The organism is Bartonella propinqua, assembly GCF_047263965.1.
Lineage (GTDB): Bacteria > Pseudomonadota > Alphaproteobacteria > Rhizobiales > Rhizobiaceae > Bartonella.
On record NZ_JBLEBK010000001.1, the window covers coordinates 255,731 to 277,550 of the forward strand.

Below are 21,820 nucleotides of genomic sequence, written 5' to 3' on the forward strand. Positions count from 1 at the left end.
ACAAGCGACCTTATTAATTTAATCTATTTAATCATTAATCTTGTTCTTGCTTTTTCAAAGCAGCACCGAGGATATCGCCAAGAGAAGCGCCTGAGTCTGTTGAACCATATTGTGCAACAGCTTCTTTTTCTTCTGCGATTTCTAGGGCTTTGATAGATATTGAAAGTTTACGTGTTTTTTTGTCGAATGCAGTGATACGAGCATCGACTCTCTGACCAATAGAGAAACGTTCTGGACGTTGCTCATCACGATCACGTGCTAAATCAGCGCGGCGAATAGTTGTTTCAAGATTATGGTCAATCAATTTTACATTGATGTCATTGTCGTTGATTCCAGTAACTTCACAGGTTACGACAGCACCTTTGCGGAGTTCGCCAGCAGCAGCTGCTTCTCCAACTTTATCGCTAGAAAGTTGCTTAATTCCAAGAGAAATACGCTCTTTTTCAACGTCAACATCAAGTACGACAGCTTTAACAATATCGCCTTTATTATAAGTATCGATAACTTGTTCACCAGGACGATTCCAATCCAGATCAGAGAGATGAACCATACCGTCAACATCGCCTTCAAGTCCAATGAAGAGACCGAATTCTGTTTTGTTTTTAACTTCTCCTTCAATTTGCGAATTCACAGGGAATTTATTAGCAAAAGCTACCCACGGATTTTCAAATGTCTGTTTTAAACCTAGAGAAATACGGCGTTTAGAAGGATCAATTTCAAGAACAACCACTTCTACTTCTTGTGATGTAGACAAAATTTTTCCAGGGTGGACATTTTTCTTTGTCCAACTCATTTCAGAAACGTGGATCAATCCTTCGATTCCTGGTTCAATTTCAACAAAACCACCATAGTCGGTAATGTTGGTAACAGCTCCAGTAATTTTTTTACCAATCGGATATCTGGCACTGATGCTTTCCCAAGGATCACTTTCGAGTTGTTTCATTCCAAGTGAAATACGATGCGTATCTTGATTGATGCGAATAATTTGAACTTTAATCGTTTGACCAATTGTAAGAATTTCGGATGGGTGATTAACACGCCGCCATGCCATATCCGTGACATGTAAGAGACCGTCAATTCCACCAAGATCAACAAAGGCACCATAATCGGTGATATTTTTAACAACACCTTCAACGATTTGGTTTTCTTCAAGGTTTTGAACAATTTCTGAACGCTGTTCGGCGCGGCTTTCCTCTAAGACAGTACGACGTGAGACAACAATATTGCCACGACGACGATCCATTTTCAAAATTTCAAAGGATTGTGAATTGTGCATTAACGGTGAAACATCACGAATGGGACGAATATCAACTTGGCTGCGAGGCAAGAAGGCAACAGCACCATCAAGATCGACGGTAAAGCCACCTTTTACTTGGCTAAAGATAACTCCGTTGACGCGTGCGCCAGCGTTGAATTTTTCTTCCAAACGAATCCAGCTTTCTTCACGTCGTGCTTTTTCACGGGATAGAACAGCTTCACCCATCGCATTTTCAATGCGCTCAATGTAAACTTCAACTTCATCACCAACTTGTAAAGAGCCATCTTTTCCTTTAGCTCCGAATTCCTTGAGTGGAATACGCCCTTCAACTTTAAGACCAGCATCAATAATAGCCATGTCTTTTTCGATTGCAATGACACGGCCTTTAACAACGGCTCCTTCATTGAGGTCATTGGTTTGGAAAGATTCCATTAAAAGGGTTTCAAAATCCGCTGTTGTAGGATTGTATTGTGACATAAGAACTCCTGATACAGACCTTTATAGTAAAAGGTATAAGCGCTAGGTTAGTGTTGATATAAAGTAATTTCCAATCTTTATTTCTTAAAATACAGGAAAAAATTAGCGCTAGACTAAAAATTACCTTGACGATTTTATTTAAACGCCATGGGCTTTTATGACAGGGTCAATAAAGGCACATGCAGTTATGAATGCTGCTTCTATACTCAATTCTGACGTATCAAGCAAGAGGGCGTTTTTTGCTGGTTTGAGCGGGCTTTGTTTGCGGGTTATATCGCGACTATCACGTTGTTTAAGATCGGCAAGAATCTCATTATAATCTGCTTGGTGTCCTTTTTTTAAAATTTCCTGATAGCGACGTTTTGCACGTATTTGAACATCTGCTAAAATGTAAAGCTTAATATCTGCATTGGGGCAGACGACAGTACCAATATCGCGACCATCAAGCACACTGCCGGGCAAAATTTTGGCAAAATTACTTTGTTTTGCAACAAGAGTTTCGCGTACAGCTGGTATAAGCGCTATTTTTGAAGCTGCTTCGCCAAGCGCATGAGAAGAAAGAAGAGTCGGATTTAAGGTATTGAAATCAAGTTCTTTAGCATAAGCAACAGCACTTTTTTCATTATCCAGAGCAACTTTTTGTTGTAAAAGTGTATGAGCAACAGCACGATACGTGAGCCCAGTATCTAAATGGCGCAGGCGATAATGGGTGGCAAGTTTGCGTGCTAATGTCCCTTTACCTGAGGCTGCTGGTCCATCAATTGCAATAACAAAAGGTTTCAATAAATTTTCCCCCCGAGTTGTCGTATAAAAGGGATAAATTCTGGAAAGCTTGTGGCAATCATCTGTTTATCATCAATGGTAACAGGTTTTTCTGATGCTAATCCAAAGACAAGAAAGCACATAGCAATTCGATGATCAAGATGCGTTGTGACGTGTCCACCACCCAATCCTTTGGCAGAGCTTTTTCCATGTACGATGAGAAAATCTTTACCTTCTTCACACTTTATGTGATTGATTGTTAATCCTCGTGCAACAGCAGAGAGTCGATCTGATTCTTTAACACGCAACTCTTCGATTCCTAGCATAGTGGTTTTGCCTTCAGCAAAGGCTGCTGCTACTGCTAAGGCGGGATATTCATCAATCATTGATGGAGCGCGTTCTTTGGGTACAGTTACACCTTTTAGCGCTGATGATTGAACCCGAAGGTCGGCAACATCTTCTCCACCTGTTTGGCGTTGATTCAAAAATTCAATATTTGCCCCCATTTCCCACAATGTTTCAATAAGACCGATTCGAGAGTTATTTATAAGGACATTTTCAATGGTAATATCAGAATCTTTGACAAGAAGAGCTGCGATAAGTGGAAAAGCTGCAGAAGAAGGGTCACCTGGAATATCAATAGTTTGTCCCGTAAGATGTGGTTGCCCATTGAGATGAATAAAACGTGTGCCTTCTGCATTTATTTCTATCTCAAGTTCAGCACCAAACGCTTTTAACATTTTTTCCGTATGATCTCGAGTGAGAATCGGTTCAATAACGGTTGTGGTGCCAGCGATATTGAGTCCGGCAAGAAGTATTGCTGACTTAACTTGGGCAGAAGCCATTGGAATACGATAGCGAATCGGGTTAGCCATTCTTGGACCGTAAAGCGTTAAAGGGAGACGGTCGCCCTGTGTCGCTTCAATTTCAACGCCTATTAAACGCAATGGGTCGAGAATACGTCCCATTGGGCGTCTAGAGAGAGAGGCATCACCGATAAAGGTTGTTTTCATATGGTAAGGACCAACCATTCCCATAATCAGTCGGGCACCTGTTCCAGCATTTCCAAAGTTTAAAGGTTGCTGTGCTTGTAAAAGACAGCCATTACCAGTTCCACGGATGATCCAGAGGTTGTTTTTTTTATGAATACAGGCTCCCATAGCGCGCATAGCTGCAGCTGTATTGAGGACGTCATCGCTTTCAAGCAATCCGTGAATATATGTTTCACCATTTGCTAATCCTCCCAATATAAGAGATCGATGGGAGATTGATTTGTCTCCTGGTATCTTAATTTTGCCAGAGAGGTTGGTAGATTGGTAGGCAGTTATGGGTATTGCTTTTTGCATAGAAGTTCTATTTAATCCCAATTAAATAAAGCACCCTTTAACATATGCTTTGAAAGGCGTCATGAGGAAATCCATTGGGAATGATATATTTATCTTTGACAAAGGTATTGTCTTTCGATTAAGCACCATAAAATTCGTTTTTTAGTGGAATGATAGTTAACCAAAGAGGGACGGTTCATGGCAAAACAAGAACTTGGAACTAAACGCGTTGATCCAGAAACGGGAAAGAAGTTTTATGATCTTAATCGCGACCCTATTGTGTCGCCTTATACAGGGATTTCTTATCCTCGTTCTTATTTTGAAGTTGCAGCAGCTGAAGCGAGTAGTGAAGAAGAAGTTGATGCTGAAGAATTGGATACAGCGCTTGAAAAATCTGCCTTTATGCTTCTTGAAGAGGATGTTGATGATTCTAAAGACGATGATCTTCCTGATTTGGGAGACAGTGATGTGGATCTTGGTGATGACGATGATACGTTTTTGTCTCATGATGATGACGATGAAGATGATGACGTTACCGAGATTTTCGGAGGCAATAGTGTTTCTAGTGATGATGATGCTTAAAAAGTGAGAAACTATTCTTCATCACTTAATACAAATTCTTCTTGATCTTCGAGTGCTCTCGTTTTAAAAAATTTTTTGAGATTGTTTATATCCTTTGGGATAAGGGAATTTATTTTCGTGGGGCTATAGCTCAGCTGGGAGAGCGCTTGCATGGCATGCAAGAGGTCAGCGGTTCGATCCCGCTTAGCTCCACCAAAAAACTAGAATATTTTTTTAATATAGAATAGTAATTTTGAAGAAAGATTTCTCTGCTTATTGAAAAGCAGTTTGGTGTTTATAATAATTCTTCCCTATATTTTTCGACGGATTCTATAATGCGCTTATTCACTGTGCGCCTTTTATTGATTTACAATACTTACGGGGCTTTATTATTATGAAAGCGAAAAAGTAAGTTAGTAATATTTTTGTAGTGCGTATAAAAAAGAAAAAAAGCTATTTTTAACTTATATCACATCATTAAGGTAACAGCAGAAGATTCTACTGAACAGTTTTGTTGGATTATGAAAAATGGCTGTTGAGTAGGGCTTATACATACATAGATGGAAATTTTGTGATTTAAATGTCTCAATAAGAGACATTTTTTATTTCTAATGTTAGAGCTCTTGTTTTTATGGTTGTGTTGCAGCACAACAGAAAAATGGAATTATTTGAGGGGAAAAAATAATGCCTTCTTACCGTTCAAGAACATCGACTCATGGACGCAATATGGCAGGGGCTCGTGGTCTCTGGCGTGCAACAGGGATGAAAGACACTGATTTTGGTAAGCCCATTATTGCGGTTGCGAACTCTTTTACGCAATTTGTACCAGGACATGTACATTTAAAAGATCTTGGGCAACTTGTTGCACGAGAAATAGCTGCTGTTGGCGGTGTCGCGAAGGAGTTTAACACGATTGCTGTGGATGATGGAATTGCTATGGGGCACGACGGAATGCTTTATTCTTTGCCTTCACGTGAAATCATTGCTGATTCTGTTGAATATATGGTTAATGCTCATTGTGCTGATGCACTCGTGTGTATTTCCAATTGTGATAAAATTACGCCTGGTATGTTAATGGCTTCTCTAAGGTTGAACATTCCAACAATTTTTGTTTCAGGCGGTCCTATGGAAGCGGGTAAGATTAAATGGAAAGATCAAGATCTGAGTGTTGACTTAGTTGATGCAATGGTTGCTGCGGCTTCAGAACATAATTCAGAAGAAGAAGTTGCTGAAATGGAGCGTGCTGCTTGTCCTACATGTGGTTCTTGTTCAGGAATGTTTACTGCAAATTCCATGAATTGCCTTACTGAGGCATTAGGGCTTTCTCTTCCTGGCAATGGATCAATGTTAGCAACACATGCAGATCGTCGGATGCTTTTTGAAGAAGCTGGACGACAGATTGTTTCATTGTCTAAGCGTTATTATGAAAAAGGCGATGAGACAGTTTTGCCACGTTCTATTGCTTCGCGAAAGGCTTTTGAAAATGCAATGACCGTTGATATTTCTATGGGAGGATCAACCAATACTGTTTTGCATCTTTTAGCAGCTGCGCAAGAAGGTGAGGTAGATTTTACTATGACGGATATTGATCGTCTTTCACGTCAAGTTCCTGTTTTATGCAAGGTTGCACCTGCTATTGCTAATGTGCATATGGAAGATGTCCACCGCGCTGGTGGTATTATGAGACTTTTAGGAGAATTGGATGCAGCGAAACTCATTGATACATCGGTTTATACGGTTCATGCAAAAACAATGAAAGAAGCTCTTTGTCGTTGGGATGTGAAACAAACTCATGAATCAATAATTCATGAATTCTATCGTGCAGCACCAGGCGGTGTGCCAACACAGACAGCTTTTAATCAGTCTTGTCGCTATGATACTCTTGATCTTGATTGTGAAAAAGGGGTAATTCGCGATATTAAACATGCTTATTCGCAAGATGGAGGATTGGCGGTTCTTTATGGGAATCTTGCAAAGGATGGCTGTATTGTGAAAACAGCAGGTGTTGATCCATCAATTTTAACTTTTAAAGGTCCAGCAAGGATTTTTGAAAGCCAAGATTCAGCTGTTTCTGCGATTTTGACCGATAAAATTAAATCAGGTGATATCGTTTTAATTCGTTATGAAGGTCCGCGCGGTGGACCTGGAATGCAGGAAATGCTTTATCCAACGAGTTATCTGAAGTCCAAGGGATTAGGAAAGGCTTGTGCACTTATAACGGATGGTCGCTTTTCAGGAGGGACTTCAGGGCTTTCTATTGGGCATATTTCACCAGAGGCTGCTGAAGGAGGAATAATTGCTCTGGTAGAAGAGGGTGATATAATAGAAATTGATATCCCTAATCGTGCCATTCATATGTTGGTTGATGATGCTGAGATGATACAGCGTCGTGCTAAAATGCAAAAAAAGGGAAAAGCAGCTTGGCAACCAGTTGAAAAGCGTAAACGTAAAATTTCAAAGGCTCTCAAAGCATATGCAGCTATGACGACTTCTGCGGCAAAAGGCGCAGTTCGTAATGTTTTATAGATGAAGAGTTCATCTTAGGTGGGGGAGATAGAGCTTTTAGAGATTGTGATGCCTTTGCATGATATTTTAAGCAGACTGCTCTCTTAGCCTCGCAGAAGATTGCGAATCATTGTGAATATAAGATTTGAGGATTGTTGTAGATTTTATCCTTTTTTGTATGAAATCTTATAATTTGATCTTGGAAAATATTATGCGCAAATTTTTTCTCTATACGCTACATTATCAAGATACATTGAATAAAAAGCAAATGACAGTATGGTAGGTACGTCAGTGTGAACTGAGAATCATAGAGAAAGGGCGCTTTTTTTAAATTTACTTTATAGGGAGAGTGTCTTTTTCAAGTTGTTTAAGATGATAAAGTGCTTCTAAAGCATCTTTAGGAGAGAGTTCATCAGGATGAATATTTTTTAAAGCTTCATGGAGTACGCAACGTTTGTTTGTTTCTTCATTAATGGGAGATGTTGCTTTAAGAGAAAATAGCGGTAAATCATCAATTAATTTATGTCCTTTTCCAGCCATTTCGCCTTGTTCTAATTGGTGCAGAACATCTGTAGCACGTGTAATAACCGCTGCGGGAAGTCCCGCAAGTTTTGCAACTTGTACCCCATAAGATCGATCTGCAGCACCTTGTGTAACCTCATGAAGAAAAACCACATCACCATCCCAATTTTTGACTTTCATTGTTACATTATGAAGACGGTTAAGTTTTTCGGTGAGTGCAGTCATTTCATGAAAGTGCGTAGCAAGAATGGCACGACAGTGGTTAACTTCATGAAGATATTCAACTGCTGCCCAAGCAATTGAAAGTCCATCAAAAGTTGATGTTCCCCGTCCGATTTCGTCAAGGATAACAAGAGAATGACTACTAGCATGATTAAGAATTGTTGCTGTTTCAACCATTTCCATCATAAAGGTTGAGCGTCCCCGTGCAAGATCATCAGAAGCACCAACACGACTAAATAAGCGATCGACAACACCAATATGTGCTGAAGTGGCTGGCACAAAAGAGCCCATTTGCGCCATAATAGCGATAAGAGCATTTTGCCGTAAAAAAGTTGATTTTCCTCCCATATTGGGACCTGTTAAAAGCCAAATTGCTGCATATTGATGATTTTTTTGCACAGAAAGGTCACAATTGTTCGCAACAAATGGTTCTGCAGCTTGTTTTCGTAGTGCTTGCTCTACGACAGGATGGCGTCCAGCGGTGATATGAAAGGTAAGTGATTGGTCAATTTTTGGACGACAATATCCTTGTTCCTCAGCTAAATATGCTAAAGCAACAGATACGTCTAAAACAGCAAGTGCTTCAGCTGCTTTACGAATAAAATCAGCCTGTTCGGTAATTTCATTAACAAGAGTATCAAAAATTTCCAACTCGAGAGTCATAACATGGTTGGCTGCATGGGCAATACGCGTTTCAAGTTCGGCAAGTTCTGTTGTGGTAAAACGCATAGCGTTTGCCATTGTTTGTCGGTGAATAAAACGCGCTTTTGCTTGTGGAGTATTGGTGAGAGCAGGTGCTTGTAAATTGGTTACTTCAATGAAATAGCCTAAAATATTATTATGCTTTATCTTGAGTGTTTTAATATCTGTTTCTTTAGCGTATTGTGCTTGAAGTTCAGCAATAATACGGCGGGATTCATCACGCAGAGCACGCATTTCATCTAGCTCTTTATGATAATGAGGACGAATAAAACCACCATCGCGTTTAAGCAGTGGGAGATCATCGGCTAATGCCTGTTCTAAATGAAGATGCAAAGCTGTGGGTAAATGTGAGAAAACATGTTGTACATCACTTATTTCTTGAGGAGGCAATTCATTATTAAGAAGCTGATTAAGTTCACGAATAATGTCAAAACCACGCTGAATTGTCGCCATATCACGTGGTCCTCCTCGACCAAGAGCCAAGCGTGAAACTGCGCGGGGCATATCTGGTCCCCCTTTTAAAATAAGCCGTATAGCTTCTGCAAGAGAAGTGTTGCGTAGAAAAAAGGCAATTGAATCTAAGCGCTTATCAATAGTTGAAGGTGTGGTTAGAGGAGCAATTAAACGATCAACGAGAAGGCGTGATCCTCCTCCTGTTACAGTGCGATCAATGGCTTTTAGTAAGCTTCCATCACGTTGACCTGATGTGGTTCGAACAAGTTCAAGACTCTGTCTAGTTGCTGCGTCAATAAAAAGGGTAGCACTTTCATTTTGGCGCTCAGGACGCATGAGAGGAGGACGGTGAGAAATTTGCGTTTTTTCGATATAGCGAATGGCAGCAGCGATTGCAGAAAGTTCGGGGCGCGAATAATCGGCAACACCTTCAAGGGTTGAGAGTTTAAAATAGCTGCAAATGTCGCGTTCAGCAGTGATTACATCAAAAAGACTAGCTGGTTGAGGTGAAATGATACGATCGAGAACATTAAAAAGCGATTTGTGAGATTTATCATAAAAAAAGGAGTCAGCTACAATGATTTCTTGTGGATCCACACGCATAATGTCTGCTAAAAGTTTTTCATGGCGGCTTTCTGCTACACGAAAGATACCTGTTGAGATATCAATCCAAGAAAGAGCAAATTCTTCTCCATCGCTGGTTTTAATGCGGGTCAGTGTCATCAGATAATTTGCACGCGTTGGATCAAGAAGCTTTTCTTCTGTTATGGTTCCAGGTGTGACAAGGCGAACAACATCGCGTCGAACAACCGATTTTGATCCGCGTTTTTTAGCTTCTGCTGGATTTTCTGTCTGTTCACAGACAGCAACGCGATAACCACAAGAAATCAGCTTTTGCAAATAATCATCCGCAGCATGAACTGGAACACCACACATAGGGATATCTTCACCCAAATGTTTGCCGCGTGTTGTGAGTGTAATTCCTAAAGCCTGAGCAGCTTCAATCGCATCATTAAAAAATAATTCATAAAAATCACCCATACGGTAAAAAAGAAGGGAGTCGTTATTGACTGCTTTGATTTCTATATATTGCTCCATCATAGGTGTGAGGCGTTCTTGGTGCGGAACAGATAAAGGCGCGGGTTGTGAGATTAAATCATTTTTATGCTCAGTTTTATTATTCATTTTTACGCGCTTGATCCTTTCAATAGAGGCTTTGATACCCTTTTTTGTTTACTTCAATGCTTGTCTTCATTATCTCTAAATTGAAACGCATGATCATATCTGTTAAAGCGAGCATAGCGACTTCTGGCATATGAATCAAATTTTAAAATCAGATAATTAACGCATTATCGAACAGGAATTTGCACTGTTTTTGGAGAAATGAAGTAAGATGAAAAAAAGTGAACAGGATCAAAAAGCCTATCAAACGGTTTATAGTGTCAGTGAGCGAGAAGCTCTTGATTTTCATAGTCGTGGTCGACCTGGAAAGCTTGAAATTGTTGCGACAAAATCTATGGCAACGCAGCATGATTTAGCACTTGCTTATTCGCCAGGTGTTGCTGTTCCAGTTAAAGCAATTGCTCAAAATCCAGCGCTGGCTTATGATTATACGGCAAAAGGCAATCTTGTTGCTGTTATATCAAATGGAACTGCTATTTTGGGTTTAGGCAATTTAGGTGCGTTGGCATCTAAACCAGTAATGGAAGGCAAAGCAGTACTTTTTAAGCGCTTTGCAGATATTGATTCAATTGATCTGGAAGTTGATACAAATGATACGGAAAGTTTTATCAATCTGGTGCGTCATTTAGAGCCTTCTTTTGGTGGGATAAATCTTGAGGACATTAAAGCACCTGAGTGTTTTATGATCGAAAGTCGCTTACGTGAAATAATGAATATTCCTGTTTTTCACGACGATCAGCACGGTACTGCAATCATTGTAGCTGCGGGTGTGCTTAATGCTTTGTATTTAACTGGGCGTGATATGGAAAACACAAGGTTGGTTTGTAATGGTGCTGGTTCTGCAGGAATTGCTTGTATTGAACTCATTAAGGCAATGGGGTTTCGGTCTGAAAATATCATATTATGTGATACGAAGGGTGTTGTCTATGAAGGTCGTGAGGAGGGGATGAATCAGTGGAAGTCTGCTCATGCTATTCGAACGGATAAACGTACTCTTGCTGAGGCGATGGAAGGTGCTGATATGTTTTTCGGTGTTTCTGCCAAAGGTGCAATTACTCCTGAGATGGTAAAGTCGATGGCACCTCAGCCAATCATTTTTGCTATGGCTAATCCCGATCCAGAAATTACGCCAGAAGAGGTTATGCAAGTGCGTGAGGATGCTATTATAGCGACAGGTCGTTCAGATTATCCAAATCAGATAAATAATGTTCTTTGTTTTCCTTATATATTTCGTGGTGCACTTGATGTACGCGCAACGGTCATTAATGAAGAAATGAAAATTGCTGCAGCAAGAGCTCTGGCAGATTTAGCTCATGAGGAAGTGCCTGAGAGTGTTGCGGAAGCTTATCGCGGAAAGCGATTGAAATTTGGTCGAAATTATATCATCCCTGTTCCTTTTGACCCGCGTTTGTTTACGGTTGTTTCAATTGCAGTGGCAAAAGCAGCAATGGAAAGCGGTGTCGCACAAAAGCACATTGATGATTTAGAGGCTTATGAGCGTGATTTGAATGCGAGACGTGATCCCATCTCTTCCATTATGCGTGGTGTTTATAATCATGTTCGTCAAGCGCCAAAACAAATTATTTTTGCAGAAGGTGAAGAAGAACAGGTAATGCGGGCAGCTGTGTCCTATGTTCATCAAAAATTGGGGCAAGCAGTTTTGATTGGTTGCGAAGAAAAAATTAAGAAAACTGCTATTGTTGCTGGTATTGATCTTGAGCGTGAAGGCATTTCTGTTATGAACGCTAAGCTCTCTTGCCGTACCGATGCTTATGCAAATTATCTTTATAAAAAGATGCAGCGCCAAGGTTGGTTATTGCGTGATTGTCATCGCCGCATCAATAATGATCGCAATTATTTTGCTGCTTGTATGGTAGCGTTAGGGGATGGTGATGCAATGGTTACAGGGGTGACACGCAATTATGAGACAGCATTAATTGATATACGTCGCGTAATTAATGAGAAACCAAAAGAACGGTTGATTGGTATCTCAATGGCTATTTGTCGTGGGCGGACTGTATTTATTGCTGATACAGCCGTTTACGAGAGCCCTAACGCTGAAGAACTTGCTGATATAGCAGAACAGGCAGCTTCTTTTGTTTGTAATTTAGGATATCAACCGCGGGTGGCATTTGTAGCATTTTCTACTTTCAGCTATGTGAAAGGACAGGTTACACAGCATATTCAGGATGCTATTAATATTTTGCATGAACGCAAGGTTAGCTTTGAATGTGATGGAGAAATAAGTGCTGATGTGGCACTCAATTCAAAATTGATGCAGCAATATCCCTTTCTGGGACTAACGGAGCCTGCTAATATTTTGGTGATGCCTGGATATCACGCATCTTCCATCGCTAGCAAAATGTTACAAGAGCTCGGTGAAGCAACCATTATCGGTCCTATTTTGATTGGATTGGAGAGATCTGTTCAAATTGTGCCGTTTAGTGGAAACGATACGGATGTTGTCAATATCGCAACTTTAGCTGCTTATCATGCAAAAAAATTATAAAAAAAAGGCCTCTGATATTTCAGGGCCTTTTTGATAATAAAGAAACAAAGTTTGTTTTAAGATGGTTGTGTCTGGCTGTTTTTTTGTTCTTCAGCAATACGTTTTTGAAATAGAGCTGCAAAATCAATCGGATCAATCCACAAAGGTGGGAAACCACCATTTTGAGTAGCATCAGATATAATTTGCCGCGCAAATGGAAATAAAAGACGAGGACATTCAATGAAAACAAGTGGCATAACATGTTCTTGTGAAATATTTTTAATATGGAAAACACCACCATAAATTAATTCTACGTGAAATAACGTTTCAGTGTCATCATCGGCTTTGACTGAGAGGGATAAAACGACATCATAATTGTCATCACCAATTGGATTGGCGTTGACATTGATGTTGATATCGATTTGCGGTGCCTTCTCACGTGGATGCAGTGAGCGAGGGGCATTTGGATTTTCAAATGAAAAATCTTTTAAATATTGAGTCAATACAGCAAAAACTGGTTCTCCACCATTGTTATTAATTTCACCTTCAGCCATACTACGAACCTCTCATTATAATGTGTGTATTTCTATTTTATATCTAACGACCAAGCTGGTTACCACGCCTTACAAAAGGTTGCAAGAAACGCTCTCCTTGTCTTTATTATTTTATGTCCGTGACAGATTTTTTAGGCATTTCAATGATTATTATCATTTTTTCGCCACGGTGATTCTTTGACATTGTGAATTTGATATTCTTCTTCTTTAAGTTCAATTATTTTTTCAAATTTATTTTTGGTATTGTCATTGTTCTTATGATAGCTGCTGGTGTTGTTATTAAATGACAAAAACAAATACCAGATAATTTTACGGACTGGTTTAATAAGGAGTAGTATTCCTAAAATATCGCTTACAAATCCAGGAACAATAAGTAAAATTGCACCAATAATGATGAAGGCATCATTGATTATATAATTCTCTAATGTACGTCCTTGAATAAGCTCACGTTGTATATTTTTTAAAATGCTAATACCTTGAATTCGCAATAAAATACTGCCAACAACTGTCGTTAGAATGATCAAGCTCAAAGTTGCCAAAATTCCAATTTCTTTGCCAACAAAGATAAAACTAGCGATTTCGATTAAGGGAGCGCCAAAAATGACAATAACAAAAAAGCGAGGATTTATAGGGTAAGATTTGATCACATGAAAATTCCCTTTTCAAAATTTGAGGCAAAAAATTATTAAAAGTTATCCTTTTTGAACTTAAATTGGGAACTATAAAAAATATTTAAATGATAGATTCCCTATTTTACATGTTTATTGATAAATGATATTGACTGCAATGTTTATTACAGATCATCTTAGGTTTGGAGATTGACAGTGTCCATGGAATTTGACATCGTACTTGTCGTAGCTCTTGTTATTATGGTTGTCGTTTTTGTGCAGCTGCGTAATGTTTTAGGAAAACGGATTGGTTTTGAAAAGCCTCCCTTTGATCCTTATTCAGATTGCTCTAAAAAACAGGTTGAGACAGAAACGGGTGATAATATTGTTTCGTTCCCTCACCAAGTCAATTCGCAAAAGGGCGATTTTAGTGAAATTAACGCAATTGCACCTGAGGGAAGTGTTTTGAATGAAGGCTTGCGGGCTATTCGTCAGAGCGATCCTCATTTTTCTCCTCAATTTTTTATCAAGGGTGCTCAAGTTGCTTATGAAATGATTGTCACAGCTTTTGCCAAAGGTGATCGTGATCAGCTTAAAAAATTGCTTTCTCAGGATGTCTTTGAAAGTTTTTGCGCGGCTATTGAGCAACGCGAAAGAAACAGTGAAAAAGTCCAGTTCACTTTTGTTGGAATTAATAAGATCGAATTTGTTGCGGCAGCAATGCAAGAAAAAGAAGAGTTTTTAACTGTGCGTATTGTCAGTGAAATGATTTCTGTAACTTATAATGAGCAGGAAGAATGTATAGATGGTGATCCTGAAACTATTGTAGAAGTTAGAGATGTTTGGACTTTTGTTCGCAATAGTCTATCATCAGATCCCAACTGGAAGCTTTTTGCAACAGAAGATGAAAATTAAAACGCTTTTCGTCCATAAAATCATATAGATAAGATTTATAAGAGATTGAAAACTGAAATGGCTACGGGGAAATGGAGACAAAAAGGGGATCCATTAGTTTTAAAAGACCGCCTTTTATGGGAAATGGTATGTCGTACTATAATACCGCTTCATAATCAGCTTCACTCTCCTCTTCCAGAAGAGGCTGCAAATGTTGACCATGAAAACCAACGTGTAGCACAAATTTATCCATTTTTTCAGGAAAATCAACAGAGACCAATAACGGCTAAAAAAGAAAAAACGGCTAAAAAAGAAAAGGAACCTGTTGCACAGGCACATACAGATCATTCCTTCGATCGTATAGCACATCGTAAAATTGCCAAAGGTCGTTATCCTATTGATGCGCATCTTGATCTTCATGGTTATACGCAGGAGGAGGCTTACTTTTTCTTAAAAAATTTTCTAAAATCATCGCAGCAAAATGGGTTGCGCTATGTGCTCGTGATTACAGGAAAAGGTCGATCGCATGGGAGTGATGGCGTTCTGTCTCATTTTGTTCCTCATTGGTTGTCAACACCAGCTTTTCGATATTATGTGCATGAATTTGGGCAAGCTGCTCGTCAGCATGGTGGTGGTGGTGCGCTGTATGTTCGGTTGCGCCGTTCTGTATTAAGGTAAGGGTATGTTTTTTTGGTTATTTTAGATTGAGTGTTGGTTTCATCAAGAGCGATATTTTGCGAACCCTATTTTCTTGTAAGAGATGTGAAAGCAAACGATTTTTTTAGTATTTGCATTATCATTTTCAATTTTTGCGGGCAGTGATCTTTGCTGTTGCGATTTTAAGAGTTGCTGTTATTGCAAAACAGAATATGTGTGCAATCATGATCTGTATAGCAGCCACTTAGAGCATCGCAGAAATTTGGGTAAGTTCTGATTTTTCAGTAATTAAACGTTTGTTTGCAGCTTTGTATTTGATGATTTGTTACATAATCACATGTTTTATAATGTTTTTGGCAGTTGCGCTGTCAAAGTCATACAGTTTTTTGTCTTTGCTTTTTTAATCGTGGGATGTGCTGTCATTGAGGCTTATCGTTATCATTAAAAAGAACTCGAAGGAGTTAGTTTGATTTGTAAGCGATCAATTTCTGATATGTAAAATATGACAGAGATATTTTAAAAGAAGGTGAAATTTTTGAAACGAAAGCTGTGCTGATAGATTGTAATGGAATTTGTTACTGATTTTAACAGGAGCGTTATAGGTGTAAAGGAGTGAGCGAGTTGAAGGGGATGAGATAAACAAAACTGCTGAGGCTCAGTCAGTTAATGCTAAGATACAATGGTATGATAAAATTAACTTAGGATATTATAGCATTTTCTTTATTGTGAGAAATATTTATCATGTTTTTTCTTGAGAAAATTCTTGTGGCTTAAAATGATAAACTGTTGAGCAAAATTCGCATGTCACCGAAATATGTTCGTCTTTAATCATTTGGATACGTTCTTCAGAGGGAAATCCTTCTAGTATGTCTTTAATTTTTTTGCGCGAACAGGAGCATTGATTCACAAGAGAAAGAGATGTAAAAACTCTGACGCCTTGTTCATGGAAAAGGCGGAACAATAGTCGTTTGCTACCAACTTGAGGATCGGTCAATTCTGTATTTTCAATGGTTGCAGTGAGCGCTTTGGCTTCTTGCCACTGATCTTCAAGTTGGGCACGAGTTTTGGTTTCTGCTAATTTTTTATTGGATTCACATATTTTATGATGAGCTGGTGATGTTTGGGGTAAAAGTTGGGTTAAAACACCTCCGGCTCTCCAGCTTTTTTGCGGTTTTCCTTGTTGGTCGCGGTTAATCAAGATAGCGACCGCTAAACGAATATCGGTTGGGATTTGCTCTGATTGGTCAAAATAAGCACGGGAAACTTCTTGTAAATTTGATCCATCTAGTTCAACAATTCCCTGATAGCGCTGCGTATAAGTGCCTTGATCGATGGTGAAGGCTAAAGTTCCTTTGCCAAGAAGTGTTTCTGAGGATGTCTGACCATTGGCTATTGCTTGTTTTAGGTTTTCTTCATCAAAACGAGCGTAACCACGCAGACTGGAAGGAGGAGAAAAGTCGCAAACCAACATATTAACTGGTCCATTGGAGTGAGTTTGTAAAATGAACTTTCCTTTAAGTTTTAGGGAAGTACCAAGAAGAACGGTCAAAACTAAAGCTTCTGCTAAAAGGTAAGAAACAGGTTCAGGATATTGATGCCTTGTAAGAATGGAATCTAAAGTTTCCCCAAGTTGTACGGCACGCCCACGGATATCAAGTTCTTCGACTTGAAAGGGAATAACAGTATCATCTTCACTCATGTAGATGTTATGGAGAGAAGTTTTATTTTTGGCTTGTTCGTGCTTGTTGCCCATATTTTCGCCTTTTATGTTATTTGTTTTGGCAGGTTATTGTGAAGAGAAAAACGCATCTTGTAAACACCATGAAGGAACTACTTTTTAGGCATGAAGAGGATTTTTATATTAAAATGCGGTTTATTGAACGCAAAATCTATAACTTCTTGATTATGATGAATGAGACAGTGCATGAAGAAGGTGTTGGATTTAGCGTATTCATCACGGGTTCATTGGCTTGATAAGGCTTAAGGCATGAGTGATTGTGGCTACAAAGTGTTTATCCTAAAAACTCCACGTGTCTATAATGATGTAATCGATATCTTCGGCAGTTTTTAGGGATTATTTGTGCGTGTAATATTTACTTTGTGTGTGTGCTGCCAGATTAACATTTTGCCTGTGATTCAGATCAAGTTGCAAATGAAAATTAAGGAAAGTTTGCTGTGTTTATCAAGGGGTGGATGACATTATTGCCATCTTTTATCCAAGAAAATATTTTCTAACAGTATGTCTGCAATGTTCTTTATAGGTGCTAAAGCTTGGCAAAGATATATGATCTGTAAAATTGTTAATGACGAAAATTTTGAACATACTGCGTTCATTTCAATAGCGTGTGATATTTGAACCCGTAGAATAATGTACTTCATAAAAAGTGATAATATTTGTGCAATATCTGGGAGATTTTACAGTGCGCGGACTGCTTTTTTTGAAGTAATTAATGAGTAATGTTTTCATCAAACGAAACATATTTATATTTTTATTAAATGAAGCACGTGCGTGTAGATAATTTTCCGAAAATCATCGTTAATATTTTTCTAACAAAATATTATGAATTTTTTGCGCTGAAATTCATTTCGAGGTGCTTTGCATAAGAGGAGCGCGCGCTTTACGGGCAAATAGATAAATGAGTGAAGTGATAAGGATTTATTTATCATGATATTACATTTGTCGTTCTTTGTTTGTTTGTGAAAGATAGGAAATTGCTTTTTCAATACGATATAAGCTTTCATCTATTTCTTCTTCAGTGATGATAAGGGGAGGTAATAAACGCACTACGTTATTGTTGGCACCAACACTCAAAATATATTCATTTTCCAATGCGTTAATGACAACATGAGAGGGGATGACACATTGAATCCCTACCATAAGACCTATGCCCTGAACTGCACAGATAATGTCGGGGTAAGTATTTAAAATTGTCGAGAGCCCACTTTTTAGCTTATACCCCATGCGCTGAACATGGTGGAGAAAGTCTGGTTCTAATATGATATCAAGAACACTGTTGCCTACAGCCATACCGAGAAGATTTCCTCCAAAGGTTGAGCCGTGAGTTCCTAGTGTCATACTTTTTGCAGCTTTATCTGTTGCAAGGCAAGCTCCTAACGGAAATCCACCACCCAATCCCTTTGCGAGGGTAAGAATATCAGGTACGATATCGCTCCACTCATAAGCAAAAAACTTCCCCGTCCGTCCAATGCCAGTTTGGACTTCATCCAAAATCAACAAAAGATTATTATCATCACATATTTTGCGCAAAAGCTTTAAATTTTCATAAGATACCGTTCGTATTCCTCCTTCTCCTTGAATAGGTTCAATAAGGATGGCTGCGGTATTTTTATTGATAGCGTTATGTAAAGCAATTTCATCACAAAAGGGAATTTGAATAAATCCACCAGCTTTAGGTCCAAAGCCTTCAAGATATTCTTTTTGCCCAGTAGCAGCAAGCGTTGCAAGTGTGCGTCCGTGAAATGCTCCTTCAAAAGTAATAATTTCAACACGTGTTGGATGACCGGATGCATGATGATAGTGACGAGCAGTTTTAAATGCACATTCCAGTGCCTCGGCACCAGAATTGCAGAAAAAGACCTTATCAGCAAAGCTGTTTGCACAAAGTCGTGCAGCAAGAGTTTCTTGTTCAGGTGATTGAAAAAGATTGGAGACATGCCACAGCTTTTCAGCTTGTGTTTTAAGCGTATCAACCAATTTGGGGTGTGCGTATCCTAATGCATTGACGGCAATACCAGATGTACAGTCAAGATAACGCTCTCCTTTATCGGAAATAAGCCATACACCGTCACCTTGCTTAAAATGTAAATGACGTCGAGCAAAACACTGGTAAAGTGGGTGTGTAGCGATGGTATTCATCATTATTTCCTTTATGTTGTGAGTTTTGCAATGCCACCAATAAAACTGTGCTGCGTCTCTCAATACAGTATAGCAGCGTTTTATTACGATAAATTATCGATATAAATGATTGCATTGATTGACAAAAAGTCAATAAAAGTTCTGAAAGGGGTATATTTGTATAAAAAAATCTTGAATAAAAGGAACAATTTTATCTATGATTGATTCGCAAGTTGGGGAAAACATCCTAAATAGACCTTTTAAAAGGGAAAGACACTTGTCATTGAGTCAGTGCATATTGTAGTTTAAATCGGCAAGCGAAATTGTATTTCGGTTCGTAAATTCCACAGGTTGAGTGAAGTTTTTTGTGCTCGGGTAGGGTATAAGAATTTTTCATTCAGCTTATTTGAGAATATGATTGAAATATTTGAAAGGTGCAATAGAGCGCATCTCGATGAGGTGATTGGAATGGAGTGCTGGTATGAGTTGGACATGTGAACGTGTTGAACTTCTTAAGAAGTTTTGGAGTGAAGGTTTAAGTGCAAGTCAGATTGCAGCTCAGTTGGGTGGAGTGAGTAGGAATGCAGTGATTGGTAAAGTGCATCGGCTAAAGCTACCAGGACGTGGTAAAACAGCGCCAGTGGTGTCACGTGCGCAAAAGGCATCTGCAAGTGTTAGTCCATCGGTTTCGCGGATGCATCGCACTGCATCGACGGTATTACCAACGAATGCTGCTTCTTGCAGTGTTGGAGCGACAGCTTTAAAGATGGAATTTGTCGCTGAGGAAGTAACAGAAATTGATGTATCTGCAAAATCAGACGTAGTTGTACCTATGTCTCGCCATCTTAGTCTTTTGCAGTTAAGTGAAAATACATGTAGATGGCCAGTCGGAGATCCTTTGTCACCAGATTTTCATTTCTGTGGTGCCGATTCTGGTGAAAATAGTTCTTATTGTGCCTTTCATGCAAAAATAGCATTTCAGCCAATATCTGAAAGACGGCGGATAAGAGTGTAGTATTTATTGCTGTAGCTTTTATACTTTATCATTTAGGTCTCAAGTTTAAATATATATATCCGCTATGAAAGGGGATTTTTGCGAGAATATTTCGTTAGTGAGCTTAAAGATTATTCTCAGCGAGGGGCTTTTTATTCAAATTTTATCTCTTGATGTTACTGTATGATGGTGTGTTATTGGATATTTCCTTTGTTATTATAGCCTTTTCGATTTTCGGTAAAATTTCTTTTTGGTAAATTTGCCATGTTAAAGTGCCAACATGTTTAGCAATGATGATGCTGTTTTTATTCAAAAGAAAGGTTTCAGGTGGTCCATATACACCCCAGTTTATGGCTGTACGTCCCGAAATATCAAAGCCAATAAATTTGAAAGGGTTCCCAAAATTTTTTAGAAAACGTTGGGCATTTTCTTTGTTATCCTTGTAGTTAATTCCAATAAGGTCAAAGCGTTTATCTTGTGCAATTTTCATAAGAAGAGAGTGCTCTTCGCGACAAGGTAGACACCAAGAGCCCCAAAAATTGACCAATGTTACACGCCCTTTAAACTGTTCTGAATCTAAATAATTTTCATTGTCAAGTAAGGGAAGATAGGTTTTGGGGACGGGTTTTTCAGTTAGTGTGTTTGGGATAAGAGAAGTGTTGCTGAAATATTTGCTGTCCATGAGACCGAAGAAAAAAATCATAAGAAGGAAAAAAAGTAAAAATGGTCCAAAAAAGCTGAAAAAAACAGGAAAAGATACGTTTTTTTTAGGTGTTTGAGGAGTGCGTTTCATTGTACTTTTCTTTTTGGAATAATTCTTTTTCTTTTAACTGTTGTAGAGTTTTTTTTTGGTGTACGCTTTTGCGAAGAATATGCCCAATAAGGCAAAGAAGAGAAATTGCAGAAAGTATGTAGCTCAAAACAACAATTTGCTCGTGGCGAAGAGTGCCAAGGAAAAAATCAATTTGCTGAGACAGATTCCCTAAAAACCCATTCTGGGTACCATTTAGGTTGAACATGACGAAGAATCCTGATGTCGTGCGCGACGTGCTTCTTTGATCTGAAGTGCTTGGATATGACGATTGACGATTTCGTTTCGCATAGCCATTAAATATAACAAAATAAACGTAAAGGTAAAACAAAATATCATTGTTATGAGTGGCCATAACATAGCACTATCGATTGTTGTGCCTCCTGAACGTAAAAGCGATGCTGATTGATGGAGTGTGTTCCACCAGTTAACGGAAAATTTGATAATAGGAATATTCACAAATCCCACCAATATCAAAATTGCTGTAGCACGCGCAGCTTTTTTTTGGTTATCAAAAGCGCGAGCAAGCATAACAATGGCGAGGTAGATAAAAAATAGGATAAAAACCGATGTTAGTCGTGCATCCCACACCCACCATGTTCCCCATGTAGGACGTCCCCAAAGTGCTCCTGTCATTAGAGCTAAGGCTGTGAAAATTGTGCCGATAGGCGCACCACATTTAAGTGCTATATCAGCGAGAGGATGCTTCCAAATCAGAGTTCCTAGTGCGGCAGTGCACATCACCACGTAACAAAATGTAGATAACCATGCAAATGGTACATGAAGATACATGATCTTAACAGTCATACCTTGTTGATAGTCATCAGGGGAGTGCATAATAAGAGTAAGCCCTAAGAGAAGAAAACACAATGTTATGGTGGTTAACCAAGGCAAAACAACACCACTTATTTCCATGAAACGGGTTAAGCTTGCAGGAAATGATTCCATTTTATGTGTGTGAGATATTTTATCCATAAGTTTATATAATA

General features: G+C 38.9%; 17 protein-coding genes and 1 tRNA gene. 7 read left to right on the forward strand and 11 right to left on the reverse strand.

The features are described 5' to 3' along the window. Positions 1 to 34: 34 nt before the first annotated feature. From rpsA to aroA, 3 genes are all read right to left on the reverse strand, one after another. On the reverse strand, positions 35 to 1,735 hold the full coding sequence (rpsA, locus tag ACMFKV_RS01030; protein ID WP_336287678.1) for a 30S ribosomal protein S1: 1,701 nt from the start codon (positions 1,733 to 1,735) through the stop codon (positions 35 to 37). A 138-nt stretch (positions 1,736 to 1,873) separates the two neighbouring features. Next, positions 1,874 to 2,518 (reverse strand): (d)CMP kinase, encoded by a 645-nt coding sequence (gene cmk, locus ACMFKV_RS01035; RefSeq protein WP_413154272.1) that lies wholly within the window; start codon positions 2,516 to 2,518, stop codon positions 1,874 to 1,876. Continuing rightward, positions 2,515 to 3,843 carry a 3-phosphoshikimate 1-carboxyvinyltransferase gene (aroA, locus tag ACMFKV_RS01040; protein WP_413154273.1) on the reverse strand — a complete coding sequence of 443 codons (1,329 nt, stop codon included), beginning with the start codon at positions 3,841 to 3,843 and terminating at the stop codon, positions 2,515 to 2,517. Before aroA ends, cmk begins: the two co-directional genes overlap by 4 nt. A 177-nt stretch (positions 3,844 to 4,020) precedes the next feature. Here aroA and ACMFKV_RS01045 point away from each other — a divergent pair, with 177 nt between their 5' ends. The 3 genes from ACMFKV_RS01045 (at position 4,021) to ilvD (ending at position 6,909) form a co-directional block, all read left to right on the forward strand. Beyond that, the gene (locus ACMFKV_RS01045) at positions 4,021 to 4,404 is read left to right on the forward strand and encodes a TIGR02300 family protein (protein WP_336287681.1); all 384 of its coding nucleotides are present in this window, start codon (positions 4,021 to 4,023) and stop codon (positions 4,402 to 4,404) included. A 119-nt stretch (positions 4,405 to 4,523) separates the two neighbouring features. After that, positions 4,524 to 4,599 (forward strand) — tRNA-Ala (locus ACMFKV_RS01050). 468 nt (positions 4,600 to 5,067) lie between these two features. After that, complete coding sequence (gene ilvD / locus ACMFKV_RS01055; RefSeq protein ID WP_336287682.1) at positions 5,068 to 6,909, forward strand: dihydroxy-acid dehydratase; 1,842 nt, start codon at positions 5,068 to 5,070, stop codon at positions 6,907 to 6,909. A 312-nt stretch (positions 6,910 to 7,221) separates the two neighbouring features. On the opposite strand, the gene mutS is transcribed toward ilvD, so the two are convergent. Next, entirely contained in the window at positions 7,222 to 9,972 is a 2,751-nt protein-coding gene (mutS, locus tag ACMFKV_RS01060) for a DNA mismatch repair protein MutS (protein WP_336287683.1), read from the reverse strand. Positions 9,973 to 10,180: 208 nt separating this feature from the next. Between mutS and ACMFKV_RS01065 the strand changes: the two genes are divergently transcribed. Continuing rightward, positions 10,181 to 12,478 carry an NADP-dependent malic enzyme gene (locus ACMFKV_RS01065; RefSeq protein ID WP_336287684.1) on the forward strand — a complete coding sequence of 766 codons (2,298 nt, stop codon included), beginning with the start codon at positions 10,181 to 10,183 and terminating at the stop codon, positions 12,476 to 12,478. A gap of 56 nt (positions 12,479 to 12,534) precedes the next feature. On the opposite strand, the gene secB is transcribed toward ACMFKV_RS01065, so the two are convergent. Then, the gene (secB, locus tag ACMFKV_RS01070) at positions 12,535 to 13,011 is read right to left on the reverse strand and encodes a protein-export chaperone SecB (RefSeq protein WP_336287685.1); all 477 of its coding nucleotides are present in this window, start codon (positions 13,009 to 13,011) and stop codon (positions 12,535 to 12,537) included. Positions 13,012 to 13,151: 140 nt separating this feature from the next. Beyond that, a complete protein-coding gene (locus ACMFKV_RS01075) occupies positions 13,152 to 13,658 on the reverse strand; it encodes an FxsA family protein (protein ID WP_336287686.1) in 507 nt (168 codons plus the stop codon). 183 nt (positions 13,659 to 13,841) lie between these two features. On the opposite strand from ACMFKV_RS01075, the gene ACMFKV_RS01080 reads away from it, so the two are divergent. Together ACMFKV_RS01080 and ACMFKV_RS01085 are read left to right on the forward strand one after the other, a co-directional pair. Further along, positions 13,842 to 14,534, forward strand: a complete 693-nt coding sequence (locus tag ACMFKV_RS01080; RefSeq protein ID WP_336287687.1) for a Tim44/TimA family putative adaptor protein — start codon at positions 13,842 to 13,844, stop codon at positions 14,532 to 14,534. Between the two features lie 57 nt (positions 14,535 to 14,591). Beyond that, entirely contained in the window at positions 14,592 to 15,191 is a 600-nt protein-coding gene (locus ACMFKV_RS01085) for a Smr/MutS family protein (RefSeq protein WP_413154274.1), read from the forward strand. A gap of 718 nt (positions 15,192 to 15,909) precedes the next feature. On the opposite strand, the gene ACMFKV_RS01090 is transcribed toward ACMFKV_RS01085, so the two are convergent. Both ACMFKV_RS01090 and ACMFKV_RS01095 read right to left on the reverse strand, forming a co-directional pair. Beyond that, positions 15,910 to 16,923 (reverse strand): Hsp33 family molecular chaperone, encoded by a 1,014-nt coding sequence (locus ACMFKV_RS01090; protein ID WP_413154275.1) that lies wholly within the window; start codon positions 16,921 to 16,923, stop codon positions 15,910 to 15,912. Between the two features lie 918 nt (positions 16,924 to 17,841). After that, the gene (locus ACMFKV_RS01095; protein ID WP_336287806.1) at positions 17,842 to 19,047 is read right to left on the reverse strand and encodes an aspartate aminotransferase family protein; all 1,206 of its coding nucleotides are present in this window, start codon (positions 19,045 to 19,047) and stop codon (positions 17,842 to 17,844) included. A 460-nt stretch (positions 19,048 to 19,507) separates the two neighbouring features. On the opposite strand from ACMFKV_RS01095, the gene ACMFKV_RS01100 reads away from it, so the two are divergent. Continuing rightward, positions 19,508 to 20,041: a GcrA family cell cycle regulator gene (locus ACMFKV_RS01100; protein ID WP_336287690.1), complete on the forward strand. Its 534-nt coding sequence runs from the start codon at positions 19,508 to 19,510 to the stop codon at positions 20,039 to 20,041. 142 nt (positions 20,042 to 20,183) lie between these two features. On the opposite strand, the gene ACMFKV_RS01105 is transcribed toward ACMFKV_RS01100, so the two are convergent. From ACMFKV_RS01105 to ACMFKV_RS01115, 3 genes are read right to left on the reverse strand one after another with little or no spacing between them, the layout of a single operon-like run. Next, positions 20,184 to 20,813 carry a DsbE family thiol:disulfide interchange protein gene (locus ACMFKV_RS01105; RefSeq protein ID WP_336287691.1) on the reverse strand — a complete coding sequence of 210 codons (630 nt, stop codon included), beginning with the start codon at positions 20,811 to 20,813 and terminating at the stop codon, positions 20,184 to 20,186. Then, entirely contained in the window at positions 20,788 to 21,039 is a 252-nt protein-coding gene (locus tag ACMFKV_RS01110) for a hypothetical protein (protein ID WP_336287692.1), read from the reverse strand. Before ACMFKV_RS01110 ends, ACMFKV_RS01105 begins: the two co-directional genes overlap by 26 nt. After that, positions 21,027 to 21,806 carry a heme ABC transporter permease gene (locus ACMFKV_RS01115; protein ID WP_336287693.1) on the reverse strand — a complete coding sequence of 260 codons (780 nt, stop codon included), beginning with the start codon at positions 21,804 to 21,806 and terminating at the stop codon, positions 21,027 to 21,029. The genes ACMFKV_RS01110 and ACMFKV_RS01115 overlap by 13 nt, the downstream gene beginning before the upstream one ends. Between the last annotated feature and the right edge of the window lie 14 nt (positions 21,807 to 21,820).

What these genes read in the sequence shown, in the direction of transcription:
- ACMFKV_RS01105 (WP_336287691.1), bottom strand. Translation starts at nt 20,813, where the DNA reads ATGAAACGCACTCCTCAAACACCTAAAAAAAACGTATCTTTTCCTGTT.
- secB (WP_336287685.1), bottom strand. Translation starts at nt 13,011, where the DNA reads ATGGCTGAAGGTGAAATTAATAACAATGGTGGAGAACCAGTTTTTGCT.
- mutS (WP_336287683.1), bottom strand. Translation starts at nt 9,972, where the DNA reads ATGAATAATAAAACTGAGCATAAAAATGATTTAATCTCACAACCCGCG.
- ACMFKV_RS01080 (WP_336287687.1), top strand. Translation starts at nt 13,842, where the DNA reads ATGGAATTTGACATCGTACTTGTCGTAGCTCTTGTTATTATGGTTGTC.
- ACMFKV_RS01045 (WP_336287681.1), top strand. Translation starts at nt 4,021, where the DNA reads ATGGCAAAACAAGAACTTGGAACTAAACGCGTTGATCCAGAAACGGGA.
- ACMFKV_RS01095 (WP_336287806.1), bottom strand. Translation starts at nt 19,047, where the DNA reads ATGAATACCATCGCTACACACCCACTTTACCAGTGTTTTGCTCGACGT.
- ACMFKV_RS01090 (WP_413154275.1), bottom strand. Translation starts at nt 16,923, where the DNA reads ATGGGCAACAAGCACGAACAAGCCAAAAATAAAACTTCTCTCCATAAC.
- ACMFKV_RS01085 (WP_413154274.1), top strand. Translation starts at nt 14,592, where the DNA reads ATGGCTACGGGGAAATGGAGACAAAAAGGGGATCCATTAGTTTTAAAA.
- ACMFKV_RS01110 (WP_336287692.1), bottom strand. Translation starts at nt 21,039, where the DNA reads ATGTTCAACCTAAATGGTACCCAGAATGGGTTTTTAGGGAATCTGTCT.
- ACMFKV_RS01065 (WP_336287684.1), top strand. Translation starts at nt 10,181, where the DNA reads ATGAAAAAAAGTGAACAGGATCAAAAAGCCTATCAAACGGTTTATAGT.
- rpsA (WP_336287678.1), bottom strand. Translation starts at nt 1,735, where the DNA reads ATGTCACAATACAATCCTACAACAGCGGATTTTGAAACCCTTTTAATG.
- aroA (WP_413154273.1), bottom strand. Translation starts at nt 3,843, where the DNA reads ATGCAAAAAGCAATACCCATAACTGCCTACCAATCTACCAACCTCTCT.
- ACMFKV_RS01100 (WP_336287690.1), top strand. Translation starts at nt 19,508, where the DNA reads ATGAGTTGGACATGTGAACGTGTTGAACTTCTTAAGAAGTTTTGGAGT.
- ilvD (WP_336287682.1), top strand. Translation starts at nt 5,068, where the DNA reads ATGCCTTCTTACCGTTCAAGAACATCGACTCATGGACGCAATATGGCA.
- ACMFKV_RS01115 (WP_336287693.1), bottom strand. Translation starts at nt 21,806, where the DNA reads ATGGATAAAATATCTCACACACATAAAATGGAATCATTTCCTGCAAGC.